Genomic DNA, 19,928 nt, shown 5'->3' on the forward strand with positions numbered 1-19,928 from the left:
ATCATCGCGCCCGCCCTGCACTCTATCCCTACTCCCCGCCCTCGTCCGGCTTCCCGTCGAGCTGCTGATATTCCACGGCAATGCTGGGATCGCAGTCATACGGATAGACGTGCTGGCCGGGATAGCTCTTCCACTGGATGATCCGGGCACCATTATTGTCGAGCACTTCCGGATCCTCGAACCACTGAATTGCCAGCAGCGTTCCATCGTCGAGCTTGCGATAGCGTTCGACCATATGGATGTTTTCCGAATGGTCGAGCCCGTTATTGGTGATGGTCGACGGCGCGATATGAGTCGTGTCGATCACCAGTTCGTCGCCCTCCCAATGGCCAACCGAATGACCCATCTTGGAATGCGGAGCGTCGGCCGGGGGATGGCTGCGGCCATCCATGAAGACGATCCGGACCTGATCGAAATATTCGTATTTGAACACGATCATCGCGTCTGACTGATAGATCTCGAAGGGGAATGGCCCCTGGATCGAATAGACGACCGATGGCGCCAGGCACACACGAGACAGCTTCATCTCGTCTGTGGGCTTCCAAGCCTCGGCCTTGGCCAGCGCATCGGGCCTGAGCTTCAGCCCGCCATATTCGTTCTCGGGAAACTCGACGACGCCCGTATCCTCGATCACGACGGTATTGGGCGGCAATTTGCCGACCATGGCCTGCGCCTCCGCAGAAGGCTTGCCAAAATCGAGGTTCCAGAAGCCGCCAAAATCCGGATGGCTCTCGGCCTGTGCAGGCGATCCCAGCAGTACGACAATCGGCAGGAGTGTAGCGGAAAGGCGGCGCATCAGCTATCGCCCTGGCCGAAGGGCGCATTGCCGATCAGCTTGCCCTTGGCATCGAAAGCCTGCTTGAGCCGGAGATAGGGCTTGCCGTCGCGGGACACCCAGCCCTCGATCGAGATCGTATCGCCGGCCTTGATGACGTCCCGGCTCCAACCGCGACGCACCAGCACGACAGGCGCATTGGTTTCGGCGCGCCAATGCACCACCTTTCCGTCCGCGCCCTTAACATCCAGCGCGATGGTGCCGTGCGGATTGGTAAAGCGGAATTCGGTAACCGTGCCTTTGATGGTGATGACTTTCACCGGGTCAAAGAAGGCCGCGAAAGAATGGTGTGCCTGAGCCGCCGCAGGCACCAGCACGGCCAGCGCGGCCGCCGCTATGGTCCGGAATTTCAGCATTTGCGATTTACTCTCCGTTGCGCCCCTATAGTTGCTGATCGGGCGCTTCGGTGATGTCGATATACCTTCCGTCGTAATATGTCAGCGGCTTAGCATTTTCACGGTGTCGCGCGGCAATCAGCTCGCCGATGAAGATCGTGTGCGTGCCGAATGTGTGGCGATGGGCCAGCTTGCACAGCAAGCTCGATTGGGCGGAAGCGAGCACGGGCATGCCCTGCTCTTCCACCCAGTCGCCCACGGAAAAGCGCTCTTCACCGGCACCGACTCGCATGAAGCAATCCGCCACGTCGCGATTGCCGACGCCGAGCACATTGACGCAAAAACGGTCGGCAAAGCCCAGCGGCTCATGAAGGGTCGATGCGCGGTTGATGCAGACCAGAAGCGATGGAGGATCGAAGCTGAGCGAACTAACCGCCGTCGCGAGAATCCCGAACCTTTCGCCATCATGGCCGGTCGTCACGGCATAGACGGTGGCGGCGACGTGCCGCATCGCGCTGCGAAAGGCGCCTAGAATTTCGTCCTGACCCATGGAATCTCCATTATTCGCAGCCGGTCATGCGTCCTAATACGTCACGGAGCAATCGCCAACAGAATGTGTGTCGACTCACTTGCAATCACATTATGATGTGATTAGGTGGCTCGCATGAGCAACCAGACCATCACTCGCGTTCGCGAGATCGTCGCTGAAGGGCGCATGTCGCGCGCCGGGCTGGCCCGCGCAGCAGGCCTCCACGCCAATACATTGCGCGATTGCACCGATCCCGGCTGGAACCCTACCGCGGACACGCTCGCCAAGCTTGAACGCTTCCTCAACGCCAATGACGATGCGCCCGTGCTGGTCCCCATCGAGCAGATCATCGATGAAGCCCGCAACGGCCGCATGTATATTCTGGTGGATGACGAGGATCGCGAAAATGAGGGCGATCTTATCATTCCCGGCCAGATGGCCACTCCCGATGCAATCAACTTCATGGCCACGCATGGCCGCGGCCTGATCTGCCTCGCCCTGACCAAGGCGCGCGTGGATCAACTGGGGCTGGAGCTGATGAGCCGCAACAACCGCACTCGCCATGAAACCGCCTTCACCACTTCGATAGAAGCGCGCGTGGGCGTCACCACCGGGATCAGCGCCGGTGATCGCGCCCGGACCGTTTCCGTGGCCATCGATGCCTCCAAGAGCCAGGAAGACATCGTCACGCCCGGCCACGTCTTCCCGCTGGTAGCCAAGGATGGCGGCGTGCTGGTGCGCGCGGGCCATACCGAAGCCTCGGTCGACATTTCCCGCCTTGCCGGCCTCAATCCCTCGGGTGTGATCTGCGAGATCATGAATGAGGACGGCACCATGGCGCGAATGGACGACCTGATCCGCTTCGCACGCCTCCACAACCTCAAGATGGGCACGATCCGGGACCTGATCGCCTATCGCCGCAAGCACGACCATCTGGTGGAGAAGACCGCCGAAACGCGCTTCACCAGCCATTGGGGCGGTGAATGGCGTGCCGTCAGTTTCTACAACAAGGCGACCCGGGCCGAGACTATGGCACTGGTGAAAGGCCATATCGATCCGGCAAAGCCCACACTGGTGCGGATGCATGCCCTTTCCATCTTCGACGATGTCTTTGCCGATAGCTGCGGCAGGCACGGATTGCTGGAAGGCGCGATGAAGGCCATCGGCACTGAAGGTGCGGGCGTGGTAGTGCTGATCAACCGGCCCAGCCCTGACTTCGCCAGTCGTTCGATCAGGAATCGCGAAACACCGGCCAGCCAGCGCGACAGCAATGACGATATGGCGCAAGAGCAGCGCGATTACGGGGTCGGCGCCCAGATTCTTGCGGAACTCGGCGTCCGCGACATGATCCTGCTGACCAATACCCAGCATTCCCTTGTCGGCCTTGAGGGGTATGACCTCTCGATCGTCGGCGAACGTCCCATTGAACTCGAAGGAGCCGCATGATGGCCAATTTCCTGATCGTCGAAGCGCGCTTCTATGACCACCTCAACGATATGCTCGTCGCCGGCGCCCGCGCCGCGTTGGAAAATGCAGGCCACAGCGTGGACGTGCTGACAGTGCCTGGCGCGCTGGAAGTGCCCGGGGCCATCGCCCTCGCGAGCGAGAGTGGCCGCTATGACGGCTATGTCGGCATCGGCGTGGTCATCCGGGGCGAGACCTATCACTTCGAGATCGTCGCAGGAGAAAGCGCGCGCGGGATCATGGCCCTGACCATGGATGGGCTTGCGATCGGCAACGGTATCCTTACCGTAGAGAACGAAGCGCAGGCATTGGTTCGCGCCGATCCCGCCCAGAAGGACAAGGGCGGTGAAGCGGCGACGGCAGCCATGGCCCTGCTGGCGATCAGGGAGAAATATGCATGACCTCACATCCTGCAATCGGCGGCATCCGCCTGTGCCTGGGCGGAAACGTATTCGGCTGGACCGCCGATGAGGATGCGAGCTTTGCTGTGCTCGACAAGTTCTATGCGGCCGGCGGTCGCATGGTCGATACGGCACAGGGCTATTCCGACTGGGCGCCCGGCCATGTCGGCGGCGAGAGCGAGGCGGTAATCGGCAAGTGGCTGGACGTACGCGGAGTGCGCTCCGACATGCTGATCGCCACCAAGACCGGCATGCACTGCAACCCCGGCGACCTCGCGCCCGAAAAGGTGGCAGCGGAACTGGAAAAATCGCTGGAGCGGCTGCGCAGCGACTATGTCGACCTCTATTACGCCCATCGCGACGACGAGACGGTGCCCCTCGATGAAGTGACTGGCGGCTTCGATGCATTGGTGAAGGCAGGCAAGGTTCGCGAACTGGGCGCCTCCAATTTCACGGCGGATCGCCTGATCGCGGCAATCGATACGGCGGAATCTGCCGGGCAGACGCCTTACAGCGCATTGCAGAACGAATATAATCTCGTCCGCCGCAGCGATTACGAAGGTCCCGTGCAGGACCTGTGCGTGGCACGCGGGATTGCCGCCCTGCCCTATTTCGGGCTCGCATCCGGCTTCCTGACCGGCAAATATCGCTCTCGTGACGATTTCGGCCAATCCGCCCGCGGATATGGAATGGACCGCTTCTTCGAGCAGGGCCTGCCGATCCTTGGCGTGATGGACGTGATCGCAACAGAGACCGGGGCGAGCCACGCGGCAATCGCACTAGCCTGGATCAATGCCCAGCCCGGCATTGCCGCCCCCATCGCCAGCGCGCGCACACCCGAACAGCTCGATGCCTTGCTCGAAGCAGTCACGCTGGAACTCACCGAAGAACAGATTGCACGCCTGAACGCAGCGGGAAGCTGAGCAACTCTCATCGAGTCGCCGCCAGAATTCGGCTGCGGCTCGATGAGCTTCGGCACTTAATGGCTTGAATTCAGACCTTGCTCCGACACGCCATCGACCATTCATAAAAATAGGCGCATCTCCCTAGGTATAAGTACGGGAGAAATGCCATGACACGCCTTGCTTCAATGGTATTGGGTTCAGCCCTTGGACTGGTATTCGCAACGCCTGCACTCGCCGCTTCGGACTATCTACTGGTCATAGACGGGGTCGACGGAGAAAGTTCCACCGCCGCCCCACTCGAAAGCTGGTCTTTCGGCCATAGCAATCCCACCACCTCAACCTCCATGTCGAGCGGACGGGTATCCGCACCACGCGATGCCCAATCCGGAATGGCCAGCGGCAAGCTGCGGGAATCGCCCACCAAGGCGAGCACCGGACGCGCACTTGCCGGTGGTGGGGATTGCGACGACACCGACTGCAAGGACCGCCCGGATCGGGTTGCGGCCGGAGATGTCGATGGAGACGGCGCCCTCGATTTTGCTCAGGCCGCGCGTCTTGATGAAGTTGGTCCACTCTCGCTGACGCTGCCCGCATCATCCAATGCGGCACGCAGCCTGTGTGGCAAGACCGACCATCTGCGCAGCGGACACATCGTGAAATCCGATGGGACGATCTACGATCTCAGCAGCTTTTCCTTCGGCGCCTGCACCGCACAGGGCAGTTCCGTGAAGGTCGCCGCTGGAGGAGGCAAAATCAGGCAGACGACGGGACACGTCACTCTCATCAAGTGACGTGCCCGCTGTTCGGGCCAGTTACCAGATTCGCACGCGCTGTTCGGGCGCGAGGTAGAGCTTGTCGCCCGGCTTCACGTCGAACGCGGTGTACCAAGCATCGAGGTTGCGCACGGTAAGCGCCCGATACATCCCCGGCGCATGGCCATCGGTGGCGATCCGCTGACGCAAGGCCGCGTCGCGCATCTTGGTTGCCCATGCCTGGGCATAGGCGATGAAGAAGCGCTGGTCGCCAGTGAAGCCGTCGATGACAGGAGCCTCTTTTCCGCCCAGAGACGCCCGATAGGCGTCATAAGCAGCGGCGAGGCCGGCGACGTCCGCGATATTCTCGCCCAGCGTCAGCTTGCCGTTCACATGCAGGCCGGGGAACGGTTCGTAACCGTCATATTGCGCGGCGAGCTTCATGCCGGCTTCCTCGAACTTCTTCCGGTCCGCATCGGTCCACCAGTTGCGCAGCGCGCCGGTGGAATCGAATTCCGCGCCATTATTGTCGAAGCTGTGGCTGATCTCGTGCCCGATCACCGCACCGATCGCGCCGTAATTATAGGCCGGGTCTGCCTTGGGATCGAAGAAGGGGCGCTGCAGGATCGCCGCCGGGAAGTTGAGCGCATTCTGCACGGGCAGGTTCACCGCATTCACTGTCTGCGGGGTCATCCACCATTCGGACTTGTCCAGCGGCTTGCCGATCTTGGCCAGCTGATGGGCATATTCAGCCTTCTGCGCCGCCTGCACATCTGCATAGGGACTGGCCGCGGCGATCTTCACTTTCGAGAAATCGCGCCAGTTCTCGGGATAGCCCACCCCGACCTGGATCGTCTCTACCTTCTTCAACGCCTCGGCCTTGGTCGCTGGGTCGAGCCAGTCGATTGCCTGTACCCTTACGCCGAAGGCCTGCTTGATATTGCCCACGATCCCCTCGATCTGGGCCTTGGCGGAGGCGGGGAAATATTTCGCCACATAGAGCTGGCCCAGATCGTCACCCAGCAGATCGCTCACCACGGCCAGCGCACGCTTGTCGCGCGCACGCTGCTCAGGCGTGCCCGACAGGGTCGTGCCGTAGAATGCGAAACGCAGCTGATCGAACTTCGCCGGAAGCACATCGGCGTTGGTGCTGATCTGGTGGAAGGCCAGCCAGTCTTTCCACGCGTCCAGCGGCTCGTTGGCGACCAGTTTGGAAAGCCCGGCGATGGCGCCCGGATGATAGGCGGCAAACTTGCCCTGCTTCCCGAGCTGCGCAGCATCGAGCAGCGCCGCCCAATCAATACCGGGCGCGTTCTTCTCCAGCTCGGCCCGAGTCCACAAAGTGGCGGACTTGGTGAAGTTCTCGCTCTCGTCCCGGCTCACATGGGCCCTGGCGATCTTCATCTCCAGATCGAACACCCGGCGAGCCTTGGCCTTGGCATCCTTGTCTCCGGCGGCGGCGAAAACCTCTTCGATATATTGGCGATAGGCCCCGCGCAGCTTCGCCATCTCGGGATCGGAGGAGAGGTAATATTCCCGTTCCGGCAAACCCAGCCCGCCCTGAAGGATATAGGGCACCACTTCCCCGCCCGAGAGCGCCTGGGTCACGAAGATGCCGAACAGGTTCTCGGTGTTGAAATCGGTCGCGTTCAGCGGATCGACATCGGCCCGCAACTGGCTGCCGATCACGGCGGAAAGCGCCTTCCTGTCGGCAATCGCGGCAAAGCGGTCCAGATCGGGCTTGATCGGGGCCAGTCCCGCCTTTTCGATGGCCGCCGTGTCCATGTAGGATTTGTAGAGGTTGCGAATGCGCCCTTCCGCCGTGTCATCCGACGCATCGGACCCGACGATGTCCTTGATCAGCGCGCCGAGCTGTTTTTCCGTCTCGTTGAAGGCGATCACGAAGCCGCCGATATTGGAACGGTCAGCCGGGATTTCGGTCGCCTTGTTCCACGCCCCGTTGGCAAAGGCATAGAAATCGTCCCCCGGCTTGACCGAAGGATCCATCCAGCTCTTTTCGATGCCCAGTTCAGTGCCGCTGGCGACCGTCTCGGTGCCGGTGGAGCACGCCACAGGCCCGGCAACGATTACGGCGGTGCCCAGCAGCAATGCGGCGATCAGGCTCTTCGTCATGTCAGTCCCTTCGTCCGGCGGCGCGCACGATCCCTTGCGGCGCGCATCATGGTTTCATGCGCAACCTGATAGGACGAAGTTTGACCGAAAAATATCCCGCTCGTCGAGAGCGGGATACGGTTAGTCGAACGAAGCGGGCGCGCCTCAGGCCGAGAGGCGGCCGAAGCAGCCTGCCCCGGCATAGTGCGCGCTGTCGCCCAGCTCTTCCTCGATGCGGATCAGCTGGTTGTACTTCGCGAGCCTGTCCGACCGGGCAAGGCTGCCGGTCTTGATCTGCCCACAGTTGGTGGCGACGGCCAGATCCGCGATGGTCGAATCCTCGGTTTCGCCCGAACGATGGCTCATCACGGCAGTGTAGCCGGCGCGATTGGCGATGGAGACCGCCTCCAGCGTTTCGGTGAGGCTACCGATCTGGTTCACCTTCACCAGCAGCGAATTGGCGAGGCCCTTCTCGATACCCATGACCAGGCGCTTCGGGTTGGTCACGAACAAATCGTCACCCACCAGCTGCACCTTGCCGCCGATCTTGTCGGTCAGCGCCTTCCAGCCTTCGAAATCGTCCTCGGCCATGCCGTCCTCGATCGAGCGGATCGGATAGGCGGCACACAGATCGGCGAGATAATCGGCCATTTCGGAAGGCGAGAGGGACAGGCCTTCGCCGCTGATCTCATACTTGCCGGACTTGAAGAATTCGGTCGATGCGCAATCGAGCGCCAGCGCCACTTCCTCGCCCGGCTTGAAACCCGCCTTGGCGATGGATTCCATCACGAAATCCAACGCGGCACGCGTGCTGGCAAGGTTCGGCGCGAAACCGCCTTCATCGCCAACCGCAGTGGAAAGGCCCTTTTCCGAAAGGCCCTTCTTCAGCGTGTGGAAGATTTCCGCACCCCAGCGAACCGCCTCGGCGATGCTGTCGGCGCCCACCGGCATGATCATGAATTCCTGGAAGTCGATCGGATTGTCCGCATGCTCGCCACCATTGATGATGTTCATCATCGGCACCGGCAGGACATGGGCGGAAACGCCGCCGACATAGGAATAGAGCGGCAGGCCGCGTGCGCTGGCCGCGGCCTTTGCCACTGCGAGACTGGTTCCGAGGATGGCGTTGGCACCCAGACGGCTCTTGTTCTCGGTATCGTCCAGCGCGATCATCGCGAGGTCGATCTCGCGCTGATCCTCGGCGTCGAGCCCCAGAAGCACCTCGGAAATCTCACCGTTCACCGCATCCACGGCCTGGAGGACGCCCTTGCCCAGGTAGCGGCTCTTGTCGCCGTCGCGCAGTTCCACCGCTTCGTGAGCACCGGTCGACGCGCCCGAAGGCACTGCGGCACGCCCAAAGCTGCCATCTTCCAGCAGAACATCGACCTCAACGGTGGGGTTGCCCCGGCTATCGAGGATTTCGCGGCCATGGATATCGATGATTGCGGTCATGGTGAATTAAGGCTCCGACTGCTATGACGCGGTGCAATAATGGAAATGCGGGCCTCCTAGTCAGTGGGGCATTGGCAGGCAAGCCACGTTTCCTATTTAAGAATGGGCGGTGCTAAACCGTTCCACTATGATAGCCCCAATCCCGAAGGGTGAAAGGACGCAATCCAATGGCACAGACCCCCGCGAAAACTCCCGCAAAGACGGCCAAGGCCAAGCCCGCAGCCAAGGCGAAAGCGCCCGCAGGCCATACGGCTGAAGCCAAGCAGAAGTTCACCCGCGCGCTGGAAGAAGCCAAGGCAGGCGCTGCAGCACTCACCGCCGAAGCACGGGACCGTGCGACCGCGAAGTCCGGCGACTGGGTGGAAGAAGCCAAGGCCTATGGCGAACAGGCCAAGGCAAAGGCCGGCGAACTGGCCGTGGAAGGCAAGGCCCGCACCAGCGATGCGATTGCCGGCCTCGGCAAGCTGGTGGAGGATAACGCCTCTACCATCGATGACCGTTTCGGCAGCAAATACGGCGATTACGCCCGCACTGCCTCGCGCAAGATGAAGGAAACGGCGGACAAGATCGACGCCAAGGATCTCGACGAGCTGGGAGAAGATGCGCGCGAATTCGTCCGCAAGAGCCCCGGCCTTGCAGTCGGGATCGCAGCAGTCGCGGGCTTCCTGGTCGCGCGCCTGTTCTCCAGCTCCAAGTAATCCGTTGACAGGGGGCCACATGGACGGTTCACCCCGCCCCATGACTGCCCATGCGCCAGACGATCCCACTGCCGAGCCGAACCCTGGAAATGCGTTTCCGGAAGACGGCCGGCAGGAGGAGCTTGGCGAGCCCACGCTCGTCGATGAACTGACTTCGCTGCTCGAAGACGGCCGCACCTACGCGGAGGCGGAAATCGCCTACCAGAAGACGCGGGCGGCCTATGTCGGTCAGCAGGCAAAGGGCATCGCGATCACGGGCGGGATTGCCGCCTTGCTTGTGGTGCTCGCAATCTTCGCCCTGGTCTTCGGCGCGATCCTGGCGCTTACGCCGCTGGTTGGCGCCATCGGTGCGACGGCTATCGTATTCGCGGCGCTGCTCGTCGTGGCGTTCGTGCTGATCCGGATTGCCAGTTCCAAGGCAAAGGCAATGATGCGGGCATTCGGGAATGGGGACGCATGAGCCGCAAGCTTGAGGCCCAGTTGCAGGAAGATCGGGCGCTGCGCGATGCGGCGCGCGAGGTATTCTATGCCGAACTCGCCCATGCACGGACGGAGGCAACGCCGGCTGCACTGGGCCAGCGCATCGCAGATCGGATCGGCGCCCGTGCGGACGAGGCCAGCGATGCGGCAATCGAATTCGCCGACCGGCACGGCACCACGGTAATTGCCGGACTGGCAGCAGCGGCCACTGCTGCAGGGCTGTGGCTGGCGCGCAAGCCGATCCTTTCGGGCCTTGCCCGGATGACGGGGAAGCGCGATGAAAAGACAGGGGAATACGGGGCAACGAACTCCGGCGAGGATGATGATCATGAGTGATGCCAAGAGAATGGAGTTGCGCCAGCGGATCGAGGCCGGAAAGGCCCGTCAGGCAGAGCGAGGCGCGCTTGCGAATGGAGCCGCCGCCGCGCGCGACCGGCTGACCTCCGTTGCGCGCGAACATCCCCTGATGCTGATTGCGGGCGGCCTTGCCATCGGCGTCGCGCTCAGCACGCTGATCCCGCGCTCTCCCACTCGCAAGCTCAGCAAGAATGCCGTGAGCATGATCGCTGGCATTGCGGAATTGGGCATCCTTTACGGACGGCAGGCGATGGACGCCGCAGACGGTCGCGGCGAGCCGGCTCGCGAAAGGCTTGGCCAGATCGGCGGCGCGATTGCCGACGGGGCAGCCAAGCTCAAGCGCAAGCTCGCGCCCGAAAAACCCGCGGCAAAGGCCGAACCGGAGATTTCCGTCACGGAATAGGCAGAACTCTGCCTGCCAAGGCTTGCCAGTGCCCCGCAAAGCTCTCTATGCGGGAGTTGAAACTCATTGCATATTCAACAGGGCGAACTGATGGCCAAGCAGCTATTGCACCTCGTCATGGGCGGGCGTGTGACCGATCCGATGACGTGTGAATTCCAGGATCTCAAAGATATCCACGTCGTAGGCTTTTACGACAATTACGCCGCCGCCGAAGAAGCCTGGCGCGGCTGGGCCCAGCGCACGGTGGACGATGCGGAAATGAAGTACGTGATCGTCCATCTCCACCGCCTGCTGGAGCCCTCGCTCGACCCCAAGTGATCCGGGCCCAAGTGATCCGGGATTTCCGGCCCGGCGATGAAGCAGCTTTGCGCGAATTGTGCATGGCTTCCATCGCCGGGCTCGGCTGCCGGTCCTACACCGCCGAACAATTGACCGCGTGGCAAGGCCGCGTGCCCGAAGCGTCCCGATATCAGGAGCGGGTGGCAGGCGGTGCCATGATATTCGTTTCCACCGATGAAGCGGATGGCACGCCCGCAGCCTATGCGCTGCTGGAGCCGGACGGGCATCTGGACCGCCTCTATTGCCACCCTGCCCATGCCGGCCGCGGCCATGCCTCCGCCTTGCTGGCCCATGCCGAACGGATCGGACGCCAACTGGGTGTGAGCCGCCTCTTTACCGAGGCAAGCGAAGTCGCCCGGCCGGTGTTCGAGCGAGCAGGATACGCGGTTTCACATCGCCGGGACTTCGAAGTCGACGGCGTGGCGATCCACAATTACGCAATGGAAAAGCTGCTGGCGGCCTGATTACGCCCTTCGGCCGGCCGCCCGCAGGCTCAGATGAACTCGATCTTGTCGACCAGATAGAAGCGGTCGCCCGAAGGAACCGTAACTTCCACCTCTTCGCCTACCTTGCGGCCGATCAGTGCCTTGCCGAGGGGCGAATTGTAGGAAATCCGGCCCTTCTTCACGTCGGCTTCGGTCTGGCCCACAATCTGGTAGCGGCTCGGCTTGTCGTCCTCGTCGAGGAGAGTGACGGTCGCGCCGAAAATGATGCGGTCGCCCGAAAGCGTCGCCGGATCGATGATCTGTGCGCGGCTGACCTTGTCTTCAATATCGGCGATCTGGGCTTCGACCTGGCCCTGACGTTCCTTTGCCGCATGATATTCGGCATTTTCGGACAGATCGCCGTGTTCGCGAGCCTCTTCGATCGCATCCACGATCTTCGGCCGTTCGGCCCGCAGCAAATTGAGTTCGGCGGTCAGCATTTCGTAGCCTTCCGCCAGCATGGGGACTTTTTCCATTCAACAACCCCTGAGCCGTTATCGTCTCGTCCCCCGGATCAACCGTTAAAGCCTTCCTTCCGTCCCCGCGCGCTTTTGCGAGGAGACGGGTTTCTACGGCGCTCGATTGTTTGGGGGACGCGCGTTCACGAACTGTAATAGTCTTGAAGCGAGCGCACTTCAAGCTGGCTGGATTTGAGTGCCGCAATGGCACGGGCAACAGCATCGGATGCAGCGGCCGTCGTGTAATATGGCAGCTTCATTTCCAATGCGGACGCACGGATCGACTGGGAGTCCTTCAGGCTCTGCCACCCTTCGGTGGTGTTGAAGATCAGCGCGATTTCGCCATCGACAATCATGTCGACGATATTGCGCTGCCCTTCCGCGACCTTCTTCACCCGCTCGACCGGCAGCCCCTGCTCGACAAGATATTGCTGGGTTCCGCCCGTGGCGACGATGCGGAAACCCTGCTCGATCAGCAGCTTCACGGCCGGTACGATCACCGGCTTGTCCGTATTCTTGACCGAGACGAACACCGTGCCGCCCTGGGGCAGCTTCATGCCCGCACCCATCTGCGACTTGGCAAAGGCAATCGGGAAATCCGTATCGATTCCCACGACTTCACCGGTGGACTTCATTTCCGGGCTGAGCACCGGATCGGTCCCGGGGAAGCGAGCGAAGGGGAATACGGCTTCCTTGACGGCCATATAGGGCACATCGCGCTTGATGGCCGGCAGATCCGAAAGCTTCGTTCCGGCCATCACCCGCGCCGCCATCTTGGCGACCGGCTGGCCGATGGCCTTGGCGACGAAGGGCACTGTGCGGCTGGCGCGCGGGTTCACCTCGATCAGATAGACCACGCCATCCTGCACGGCGAACTGGATGTTCATCAGGCCCTTCACGCCCAGCGCCATGGCCAGAGCTTCCGCCTGGTGTTCCATGTCGGTGATGATCTCGGCCGGCAGGCTGTAAGGCGGCAGCGTGCAAGCACTGTCGCCTGAATGGACGCCCGCCTCTTCGATGTGCTGCATCACGCCGGCAACGACGACCTTTTCGCCATCGCACAGTGCATCGACGTCGCATTCGATGGCATCGCGCAGATACTGGTCGATCAACACCGGGCTGTCGCCAGAGACGTTCACCGCCGTGGCGATATAGTCATCGAGCTGCGCTTCGCTGTCGACGATTTCCATCGCGCGGCCGCCCAGCACATAGGACGGACGGATCAGCACGGGGTAACCGATGCGATTGGCCACGGCCACGGCCTCGTCCCGGCTGCGGGCGATGCCATTGGCCGGCTGCTTGAGGCCCAGCTTGTTGACGAGGGCGGCAAAACGCTCGCGGTCTTCGGCAAGGTCGATCGCGTCGGGCGAAGTGCCAAGGATCGGAATGCCCGCATCTTCCAGCGCCTGCGCCAGCTTGAGCGGCGTCTGCCCGCCGAACTGCACGATCACACCCACCAGCGTACCGTTGGACTGCTCGACCCGCAGGATTTCCAGCACGTCTTCAGCCGTCAGCGGCTCGAAATAGAGGCGATCGGAGGTGTCATAGTCGGTCGAAACCGTTTCCGGGTTGCAATTGACCATGATGGTCTCGAACCCGTCCTCCGCCAGAGCGAAACAGGCGTGGCAGCAGCAATAGTCGAACTCGATGCCCTGCCCGATCCGGTTCGGGCCGCCGCCCAGGATCACAACCTTCTTGCGGTCGGAAGGCATGGCCTCGTCCTCGGGCGTGCCGAAGGTCGGCGCCTCATAGGTCGAGTACATATAGGGCGTGACTGCCTCGAACTCGGCCGCGCAGCTGTCGATGCGCTTGAACACCGGCAGGACGCCCAGCTTGTGGCGCAGCTCGCGCACTTCCTCCTCGCTGGTGGCACCGGCCATGGCGCGCAATGCGTCATGCAACAGGCCGGAACGCTTGGCCTGGGTCTCGCCCAGCCCGCCCGCGACATGCACCGAACGCACTGCCAGAGTGGCGAGGCGCTTGTCCGAGAAGCCCATCGCCTTCAGGCGCCGCAGGCCTGCGGCATCGCCCGGCAGGCCATCGGTGCCGATCTTCTTTTCCTCGGCAATGATCTCTTCGATATGCCGCAGGAACCACGGATCGAAATGCGTGATCGCGTTGATTTCCTCCACGGTGAAGCCTTCGCGGAAGGCTTGCGCGATCTTGAGGATGCGGTCCGGCGTCTGGCGGGAAAGCGCGGCGGTGATCTCGTCACGCCCGGCGCCTTCCAGTTCCAGCACGCGGTTGAAGCCGTCCAGCCCGGTTTCGAGGCCGCGCAGGGCCTTCTGCATGCTTTCCTTGAAGTTGCGGCCGATGGCCATCACTTCGCCCACGGACTTCATCGCGGTGGAGAGCAGCGGCTCGGCACCCTTGAACTTTTCGAAGGCGAAGCGCGGAATCTTGGTGACGACATAGTCGATCGTCGGCTCGAAGCTCGCCGGAGTGGCCCCGGTGATCTCGTTCATGATCTCGTCGAGCGTATAGCCCACGGCCAGCTTCGCCGCGACGCGCGCGATGGGGAAACCGGTGGCCTTGGAGGCCAGCGCCGAAGAGCGCGACACGCGCGGATTCATTTCGATCACGATCAGGCGGCCATCGGCCGGATTAACCGCGAACTGGACGTTGGAACCGCCCGTTTCCACACCGATCTCGCGCAGCACGTCGATGCTGGCGGTGCGCATGATCTGATATTCCTTGTCGGTCAGCGTCAGTGCCGGCGCGACAGTGATGGAATCGCCCGTATGGACGCCCATCGGATCAACGTTTTCGATCGAGCAGATGATGATGGCGTTGTCGTGCCTGTCGCGCACGACTTCCATCTCATACTCCTTCCAGCCGAGCAGCGATTCCTCGATCAGCACTTCGGTGGTGGGAGAGGCATCGAGGCCCGAACGGACGATCTTCTCGAACTCGGCCTTGTTATAGGCCACGCCGCCGCCCGTGCCGCCCAGCGTGAAGCTGGGGCGGATGATCGAAGGCAGGCCGGTGGTTTCAAGGACCTTGAAGGCTTCTTCCACCGTGTGCGCCACGCCCGAACGCGCGCTTTCAAGGCCGATCTTGTCCATCGCCTCGCGGAAGCGCTGGCGGTCTTCCGCCTTGTCGATCGCATCGGCATTGGCGCCGATCATGGTGACGCCGAACTTCTCCAGCGTGCCGTCATTGAACAGGGCCAGCGCGCAGTTGAGCGCAGTCTGCCCGCCCATGGTGGGCAGCAGCGCGTCAGGGCGTTCCTTCTCGATGATCTTGGCGACGATTTCCGGCGTGATCGGCTCCACATATGTGGCGTCGGCCATTTCCGGATCGGTCATGATCGTGGCGGGGTTGGAGTTGACGAGGACTACGCGGTAGCCCTCCTCCTTCAGCGCCTTGATTGCCTGAGTGCCGGAATAGTCGAACTCGCAGGCCTGACCGATAATGATCGGGCCGGCGCCGATGACGAGGATCGAGGAGATGTCTGTGCGTTTTGGCATTAAATATCAATCCCGGTCTTGTTCTTCAAATATGCCTTGAGCAGATCAACGAGCAGTGTCCAACCAACTGCTTTACCGACCTTTTCCAGAGCCTTGCCTGCATCCTCAACTGCCAAAATGATGCCGACTTTCACTTGAATGACTTTTAGTTCAGTAGCATCCCAGAGGCTTTCAGCCGCGGATAGGGAAACAACTAATCTCTCTCGTTCTTCAGACGTTACCTGTAAATCGTTTGCGCCGCGCAGTTCCTCAGATAACGCACGCAACTTTTCAGCGATTTCTTTGTGCTCGGCCGAATTGTGATTCAGAGGAACGACACGATCTGCAGCCGGTACAACTTCTGCTTCGACAGAAGCCTGAATATTCACGACTTCGGATCGCGTGTCGGGATTCTGCAACCCATGCTGCTCCAGAAACGAAGCGACGTTCTCACCCACATTTTCTTCGATCCAACGAACACCTGCCGCAGCTATCTTTACTGGCTTCTGAAGCGGCGGACCTAACTCTGCCGAAATATCGACTCGATCCGCGAATTCCCTATCCGTCATGAGAACATCAGCCCAAAAGGCCTTCACTGGAATTTTATAAATATTCAGAATTTCTTGAATTCTATAATGCCGAATACCATTCAACTCGCTGTGATGATAAAGCGCGACAACAAGCTCGTCGATGAACTCGGAATAGCTCACCCCAGCATCCCCACGAACTTCTCGAAGAGATAGAAACTGTCCTGCGGGCCGGGCGAGGCTTCCGGGTGGTATTGCACGCCGAACGCCTTCTTGCCCTTGATCGCGATGCCGCAATTGGAGCCGTCGAACAGCGAGACGTGGGTTTCCTCCACGCTCTCCGGCAGGCTCGTATTGTCGACTGCGAAGCCGTGATTCATGCTGGTGATTTCCACCACATCATCCGCCAGGCGCTTTACCGGATGGTTCGCGCCGCGATGGCCCTGATGCATCTTGGAGGTCTTCGCTCCGGCCGCGAGGCCGAGCATCTGGTGGCCGAGGCAGATGCCGAAGATCGGCACATCACGCTCCAGCAAGCCCTTGATCACTGGCACGGCATAGGTGCCGGTCGCCGCCGGATCGCCCGGGCCGTTGGACAGGAACACACCGGCGGGCTTGTGGGCCAGAACTTCGTCCAGCGAGGTCTGCGCGGGCAGCACCGTCACATGGGCGCCGGCCTTGACCAGATTGCGGAAGATGTTGTCCTTCGCGCCGAAATCCAGCGCCACGACATGCGGGCGGCTGCCATCGGGTTCGGCAGCATAGCCCGAACCGAGCGACCATGCGCCGCCCTTCCATTCTTCCTCGCCCTGGCGGCTCACCACCTTGGCCAGATCCATCCCTTCAAGGCCCGGCCATTCCTGCGCCTGCTTGAGCAGCGCGGGAATGTCGAACTTGCCCGAAGGCTCATGTGCGATCACGGCATTGGGCGCGCCCTGCAAGCGGATGCGGCGGGTCAGCGCGCGAGTATCGATACCGGCAAGGCCGATCTTGCCCTGCGCGGCCAGCCAGTCCCCGAACTTGCCGGTGGAACGGAAATTGGAAGGCTCGGTCACATCCTCGCGCACGATGCAGCCCACCGCGCCCTGGACATGCGATTCGACGTCTTCGTCATTCGCGCCGACATTGCCGATATGCGGGAAAGTGAAGGTCACGATCTGCCCGGCATAGGAGGGATCGGTCATCACTTCCTGATAGCCGGTCATCGCAGTGTTGAAGCACACTTCGCCCACCGCGCTGCCAGTGGCGCCGAAGCCCTTGCCCCACAGGACAGTGCCGTCCGCAAGAACGAGGACTCCGGTTGCGCCTTTAGGTTGCGCAGCAGAAGGTGCGGGGTCGGCCATGGGGCGCTCCGTTGTAAGTTGTTGACGGCGATGTCGCTAAGGCTCGGCGGCTAGACCTGCATTCCCGCCGCGTCAACCTGCTGCATGTGCGAATGTTGCATTCCATGCGACACTCCCCCATCTGGGGCGCGAAACATCCACAGGAAAGTAATACAAAATGCTCCGCGACACGATCAAATCCGCTCAGGTTTCCGCGATGAAGGCTGGCGACAAGCCTCGCCTTGCCGCCGTTCGCCTGATCCTGGCCAAGATCAAGGACCGCGATATCGAACTGCGCACCGGCACTGCGCCGGAAAATGACGACGTGCTGGTTATCGATGTGCTGCAGAAAATGGCCAAGCAGCGCCGCGAATCGATCACGCTCTACGAACAGGGCGGCCGGACCGAGCTGGCGGATCAGGAAAAGAGCGAGCTGGCAGTGATCGAGGAATTCCTCCCCGCCCAGATGTCGGAAGAGGATACGAAGGCCGCAATTGCCGCGATCAAGGCCGAACTCGGTGCAGAAAGCATCAAGGACATGGGCAAGGTCATGGCCACGCTCAAGGAGCGTCACGGCACCGAGATCGACATGTCCAAGGCCAGCGGCCTGGTGAAGGCCAGCTTCGGCTGATCCCCCGAATTAAGCGCCCCTGCCCTCGACTCGCGCGGGGCGCAGGGGCACACTCGCGGGATCATGCTCAGTCCCCAATGGCTTGACGAATTGCGGCAACGCATCACGCTTTCGGGCGTGATTTCGCGCACCACCAAGCTGCAACGGGCCGGGCGGGAGTGGAAGGCGTGCTGCCCCTTCCACAATGAGAAATCGCCCAGCTTCACCGTCAATGACGAGAAGGGCTTCTATCACTGCTTCGGCTGCGGGGCCCATGGCGACGCCATTCGCTGGATGACCGACCAGCGCGGCCTATCCTTCATGGATGCAGTGAAGGAACTGGCGTCAGAAGCCGGGATGGAAGTGCCCGCCCCCGATCCGCGCATGGCCCGTCAGGCGGAACAACGCGCCGGGTTGCATGACGTCACTGCAGCGGCACAGGAATGGTTCAAGAACAATCTCTTGGCACCGGAAGGCGCGAAAGCGCGCGAATATCTGAAGAGTCGCGGTTTTGATGCCCACACTATCGAGCGCTTCGGCTTCGGCTATGCCCCGGAAGGGCGCCAGGCGTTGAAGGCTGCGATGGGAGACAGGTTCCCGGAAGCCACGCTGATCGAGTCCGGCATGCGCATCGCGGTCGAGGGCAAGGAACCCTATGACCGCTTTCGTGGACGCCTTACCTTGCCGATCGAGGATACACGCGGGCGGGTGATCGGCTTTGGCGGCCGTATCCTCGAGGCGGCAAAAACAGATGCGCCCAAATATCTGAATTCGCCGGATACCCCGCTCTTCGACAAGGGACGCACGCTCTATAACCTCCACCGCGCGGGGCCAGCCTCGCGCCAGTCGCACCGGATCGTGGTGGTGGAAGGCTATATGGACGTGATCGCCCTGGCGGCTGCGGGCATTGCCGATGCGGTCGCGCCGATGGGCACCGCGTTGACCGAACAGCAGATCGCCCTGCTCTGGCGGCTCGCGGAGGTGCCGATCCTGTGCTTCGACGGTGACGCGGCAGGCCAGCGCGCCGCGATGCGCGCCATTGCGCGGGCCCTGCCCCTGCTCCACCCCGGTCATTCGCTCAGCATCGTGCACCTGCCTGCCGGGCTGGACCCTGACGATCTGATCAAGCAGCAGGGCGCCGCGGCAATGGAGAAGCTGCTCGCCAATCCGCAGACCCTGCTCGACACGATCTGGGAGCATGAGCGCGATGCCCGCCCGCTGCGCACGCCGGAAGACAAGGCCGGGCTGCGCGCGCGCCTGATCGAGCATGTCGAACTGATCGCCGACAAGGAGATCAAGTCCCTCTACCGGCGCGAATTGCTCGACCGTTTCTATGCCTTCGCCTTTCCGAAGCGCGAATTCACGCCGCAGCGTGCCGGCGGCGGCGCTGGCAGAGGAAGCGGGCGCGGGCAATTTCCGGGCAAGCCGGCCCGCCCGGCCCTGTCCGACGCAGCCCGCACGCAGCTGCAATCCTTCGTTTCAGGCGGCGCGCGCGACCGGCTGGCCCAAGCCGTGATCGCCGGGCTGGCCCGGCATCCGGCCGAGATTGCGCGCCATGCGGAAGCGCTCGGCAGGCTCACGCCGGACGACATGCGCTTCGCCGCAGCCCTCGATAGTTTGCTCGATATTGCCGACACGCTTGAAATAGGCGGCCAAATGCCCATATCGGCGGCTGGAGACTTCGCTCCGCCGCCGGATAAAACTCGCTTTTCCTTCCTGATGGAAGGGTCCGATCCGCAAGGCGCGCGCGAAGACCTGGCCGAAGCGGTGTCTTTGCTGGTCGAAAGGCCGGCACTCGAGGCCGCGCTCGCTGACGCAACTCGACGCTTCGAACAGACCTTCGAGCAGGAGGCTTTCGAGGAGCAACAACGCTTGCTCAAACGAAAGCTGGAATTCGAGCGGCGACTCGGGCAAATGGCCAGCAAACGCGCCGCACAAACGGTAACGGAAACCGCTCCCGCCGGACCTCAGGAAGAGGCACGGGAGAGCAGGCAACAGGACTAGAAGCGACACAT

At 62.0% G+C, this 19,928-nt stretch carries 21 protein-coding genes; 12 read left to right on the forward strand and 9 right to left on the reverse strand.

The genetic code is table 11. From position 1 onward, the window contains the following. Positions 1–28: 28 nt before the first annotated feature. From WFP36_RS02170 to WFP36_RS02180, 3 genes are read right to left on the reverse strand one after another with little or no spacing between them, the layout of a single operon-like run. Positions 29–796, reverse strand: a complete 768-nt coding sequence (locus tag WFP36_RS02170) for a hypothetical protein (RefSeq protein ID WP_336977442.1) — start codon at positions 794–796, stop codon at positions 29–31. Further along, positions 796–1,191, reverse strand: a complete 396-nt coding sequence (locus WFP36_RS02175; protein WP_336977443.1) for a DUF6152 family protein — start codon at positions 1,189–1,191, stop codon at positions 796–798. Before WFP36_RS02175 ends, WFP36_RS02170 begins: the two co-directional genes overlap by 1 nt. A 25-nt stretch (positions 1,192–1,216) precedes the next feature. Next, positions 1,217–1,720 carry a flavin reductase family protein gene (locus tag WFP36_RS02180; protein ID WP_336977445.1) on the reverse strand — a complete coding sequence of 168 codons (504 nt, stop codon included), beginning with the start codon at positions 1,718–1,720 and terminating at the stop codon, positions 1,217–1,219. A gap of 114 nt (positions 1,721–1,834) precedes the next feature. On the opposite strand from WFP36_RS02180, the gene ribB reads away from it, so the two are divergent. The 4 genes from ribB (at position 1,835) to WFP36_RS02200 (ending at position 5,260) form a co-directional block, all read left to right on the forward strand. Further along, positions 1,835–3,145: a 3,4-dihydroxy-2-butanone-4-phosphate synthase gene (gene ribB / locus WFP36_RS02185; protein WP_336977447.1), complete on the forward strand. Its 1,311-nt coding sequence runs from the start codon at positions 1,835–1,837 to the stop codon at positions 3,143–3,145. Beyond that, complete coding sequence (gene ribH / locus WFP36_RS02190; RefSeq protein ID WP_336977449.1) at positions 3,145–3,564, forward strand: 6,7-dimethyl-8-ribityllumazine synthase; 420 nt, start codon at positions 3,145–3,147, stop codon at positions 3,562–3,564. Before ribB ends, ribH begins: the two co-directional genes overlap by 1 nt. Beyond that, a complete protein-coding gene (locus tag WFP36_RS02195; protein ID WP_336977451.1) occupies positions 3,561–4,487 on the forward strand; it encodes an aldo/keto reductase in 927 nt (308 codons plus the stop codon). Before ribH ends, WFP36_RS02195 begins: the two co-directional genes overlap by 4 nt. A 149-nt stretch (positions 4,488–4,636) precedes the next feature. Next, on the forward strand, positions 4,637–5,260 hold the full coding sequence (locus WFP36_RS02200) for a hypothetical protein (RefSeq protein WP_336977453.1): 624 nt from the start codon (positions 4,637–4,639) through the stop codon (positions 5,258–5,260). A 21-nt stretch (positions 5,261–5,281) separates the two neighbouring features. Here the strand turns inward: WFP36_RS02200 and WFP36_RS02205 are convergent, their stop codons facing one another. Then, positions 5,282–7,354 carry a M13 family metallopeptidase gene (locus tag WFP36_RS02205; RefSeq protein WP_336977455.1) on the reverse strand — a complete coding sequence of 691 codons (2,073 nt, stop codon included), beginning with the start codon at positions 7,352–7,354 and terminating at the stop codon, positions 5,282–5,284. A 144-nt stretch (positions 7,355–7,498) separates the two neighbouring features. Then, entirely contained in the window at positions 7,499–8,785 is a 1,287-nt protein-coding gene (gene eno, locus WFP36_RS02210) for a phosphopyruvate hydratase (protein WP_336977456.1), read from the reverse strand. Between the two features lie 167 nt (positions 8,786–8,952). On the opposite strand from eno, the gene WFP36_RS02215 reads away from it, so the two are divergent. The 6 genes from WFP36_RS02215 (at position 8,953) to WFP36_RS02240 (ending at position 11,526) form a co-directional block, all read left to right on the forward strand. Continuing rightward, positions 8,953–9,483: a hypothetical protein gene (locus WFP36_RS02215; protein ID WP_336977458.1), complete on the forward strand. Its 531-nt coding sequence runs from the start codon at positions 8,953–8,955 to the stop codon at positions 9,481–9,483. A gap of 40 nt (positions 9,484–9,523) precedes the next feature. Then, positions 9,524–9,943 (forward strand): phage holin family protein, encoded by a 420-nt coding sequence (locus WFP36_RS02220; protein WP_336977460.1) that lies wholly within the window; start codon positions 9,524–9,526, stop codon positions 9,941–9,943. Continuing rightward, positions 9,940–10,299: a hypothetical protein gene (locus WFP36_RS02225; RefSeq protein ID WP_336977462.1), complete on the forward strand. Its 360-nt coding sequence runs from the start codon at positions 9,940–9,942 to the stop codon at positions 10,297–10,299. Before WFP36_RS02220 ends, WFP36_RS02225 begins: the two co-directional genes overlap by 4 nt. Then, a complete protein-coding gene (locus WFP36_RS02230) occupies positions 10,292–10,723 on the forward strand; it encodes a hypothetical protein (protein ID WP_336977464.1) in 432 nt (143 codons plus the stop codon). The genes WFP36_RS02225 and WFP36_RS02230 overlap by 8 nt, the downstream gene beginning before the upstream one ends. Before the next feature lie 90 nt (positions 10,724–10,813). Next, complete coding sequence (locus tag WFP36_RS02235; RefSeq protein WP_336977466.1) at positions 10,814–11,041, forward strand: DUF4170 domain-containing protein; 228 nt, start codon at positions 10,814–10,816, stop codon at positions 11,039–11,041. Next, positions 11,038–11,526: a GNAT family N-acetyltransferase gene (locus tag WFP36_RS02240; protein WP_336977468.1), complete on the forward strand. Its 489-nt coding sequence runs from the start codon at positions 11,038–11,040 to the stop codon at positions 11,524–11,526. Before WFP36_RS02235 ends, WFP36_RS02240 begins: the two co-directional genes overlap by 4 nt. Positions 11,527–11,555: 29 nt before the next feature. Here WFP36_RS02240 and greA read toward each other — a convergent pair whose 3' ends face one another. From greA to carA, 4 genes are all read right to left on the reverse strand, one after another. Beyond that, positions 11,556–12,023 (reverse strand): transcription elongation factor GreA, encoded by a 468-nt coding sequence (gene greA / locus WFP36_RS02245; RefSeq protein ID WP_336977469.1) that lies wholly within the window; start codon positions 12,021–12,023, stop codon positions 11,556–11,558. A gap of 125 nt (positions 12,024–12,148) precedes the next feature. Next, positions 12,149–15,475, reverse strand: coding sequence for a carbamoyl-phosphate synthase large subunit (gene carB / locus WFP36_RS02250; RefSeq protein WP_336977471.1), 3,327 nt, complete (start codon positions 15,473–15,475; stop codon positions 12,149–12,151). Next, a complete protein-coding gene (locus tag WFP36_RS02255) occupies positions 15,475–16,164 on the reverse strand; it encodes a hypothetical protein (protein WP_336977473.1) in 690 nt (229 codons plus the stop codon). Before WFP36_RS02255 ends, carB begins: the two co-directional genes overlap by 1 nt. Further along, entirely contained in the window at positions 16,161–17,324 is a 1,164-nt protein-coding gene (gene carA, locus WFP36_RS02260) for a glutamine-hydrolyzing carbamoyl-phosphate synthase small subunit (RefSeq protein ID WP_336977475.1), read from the reverse strand. Before carA ends, WFP36_RS02255 begins: the two co-directional genes overlap by 4 nt. 157 nt (positions 17,325–17,481) lie before the next feature. Between carA and WFP36_RS02265 the strand changes: the two genes are divergently transcribed. Then, entirely contained in the window at positions 17,482–17,934 is a 453-nt protein-coding gene (locus WFP36_RS02265) for a GatB/YqeY domain-containing protein (RefSeq protein ID WP_336977477.1), read from the forward strand. A 63-nt stretch (positions 17,935–17,997) separates the two neighbouring features. Further along, on the forward strand, positions 17,998–19,917 hold the full coding sequence (dnaG, locus tag WFP36_RS02270) for a DNA primase (protein WP_336977479.1): 1,920 nt from the start codon (positions 17,998–18,000) through the stop codon (positions 19,915–19,917). The last annotated feature ends 11 nt before the right edge of the window (positions 19,918–19,928 follow it).

Origin of the sequence: Fulverythrobacter fulvus (assembly GCF_037154085.1) — a bacterium.
GTDB classification, from domain to species: Bacteria; Pseudomonadota; Alphaproteobacteria; order Sphingomonadales; family Sphingomonadaceae; genus Andeanibacterium; species Andeanibacterium fulvum.

Excerpts from the sequence above, each read along its gene's own strand:
- WFP36_RS02230 (WP_336977464.1), top strand. The coding sequence starts at position 10,292 with ATGAGTGATGCCAAGAGAATGGAGTTGCGCCAGCGGATCGAGGCCGGA.
- WFP36_RS02215 (WP_336977458.1), top strand. The coding sequence starts at position 8,953 with ATGGCACAGACCCCCGCGAAAACTCCCGCAAAGACGGCCAAGGCCAAG.
- WFP36_RS02195 (WP_336977451.1), top strand. The coding sequence starts at position 3,561 with ATGACCTCACATCCTGCAATCGGCGGCATCCGCCTGTGCCTGGGCGGA.
- WFP36_RS02180 (WP_336977445.1), bottom strand. The coding sequence starts at position 1,720 with ATGGGTCAGGACGAAATTCTAGGCGCCTTTCGCAGCGCGATGCGGCAC.
- greA (WP_336977469.1), bottom strand. The coding sequence starts at position 12,023 with ATGGAAAAAGTCCCCATGCTGGCGGAAGGCTACGAAATGCTGACCGCC.
- ribB (WP_336977447.1), top strand. The coding sequence starts at position 1,835 with ATGAGCAACCAGACCATCACTCGCGTTCGCGAGATCGTCGCTGAAGGG.
- WFP36_RS02220 (WP_336977460.1), top strand. The coding sequence starts at position 9,524 with ATGACTGCCCATGCGCCAGACGATCCCACTGCCGAGCCGAACCCTGGA.
- WFP36_RS02205 (WP_336977455.1), bottom strand. The coding sequence starts at position 7,354 with ATGACGAAGAGCCTGATCGCCGCATTGCTGCTGGGCACCGCCGTAATC.
- eno (WP_336977456.1), bottom strand. The coding sequence starts at position 8,785 with ATGACCGCAATCATCGATATCCATGGCCGCGAAATCCTCGATAGCCGG.
- WFP36_RS02265 (WP_336977477.1), top strand. The coding sequence starts at position 17,482 with ATGCTCCGCGACACGATCAAATCCGCTCAGGTTTCCGCGATGAAGGCT.
- carB (WP_336977471.1), bottom strand. The coding sequence starts at position 15,475 with ATGCCAAAACGCACAGACATCTCCTCGATCCTCGTCATCGGCGCCGGC.
- ribH (WP_336977449.1), top strand. The coding sequence starts at position 3,145 with ATGGCCAATTTCCTGATCGTCGAAGCGCGCTTCTATGACCACCTCAAC.
- WFP36_RS02170 (WP_336977442.1), bottom strand. The coding sequence starts at position 796 with ATGCGCCGCCTTTCCGCTACACTCCTGCCGATTGTCGTACTGCTGGGA.
- WFP36_RS02235 (WP_336977466.1), top strand. The coding sequence starts at position 10,814 with ATGGCCAAGCAGCTATTGCACCTCGTCATGGGCGGGCGTGTGACCGAT.
- WFP36_RS02225 (WP_336977462.1), top strand. The coding sequence starts at position 9,940 with ATGAGCCGCAAGCTTGAGGCCCAGTTGCAGGAAGATCGGGCGCTGCGC.
- carA (WP_336977475.1), bottom strand. The coding sequence starts at position 17,324 with ATGGCCGACCCCGCACCTTCTGCTGCGCAACCTAAAGGCGCAACCGGA.
- dnaG (WP_336977479.1), top strand. The coding sequence starts at position 17,998 with ATGCTCAGTCCCCAATGGCTTGACGAATTGCGGCAACGCATCACGCTT.
- WFP36_RS02200 (WP_336977453.1), top strand. The coding sequence starts at position 4,637 with ATGACACGCCTTGCTTCAATGGTATTGGGTTCAGCCCTTGGACTGGTA.
- WFP36_RS02175 (WP_336977443.1), bottom strand. The coding sequence starts at position 1,191 with ATGCTGAAATTCCGGACCATAGCGGCGGCCGCGCTGGCCGTGCTGGTG.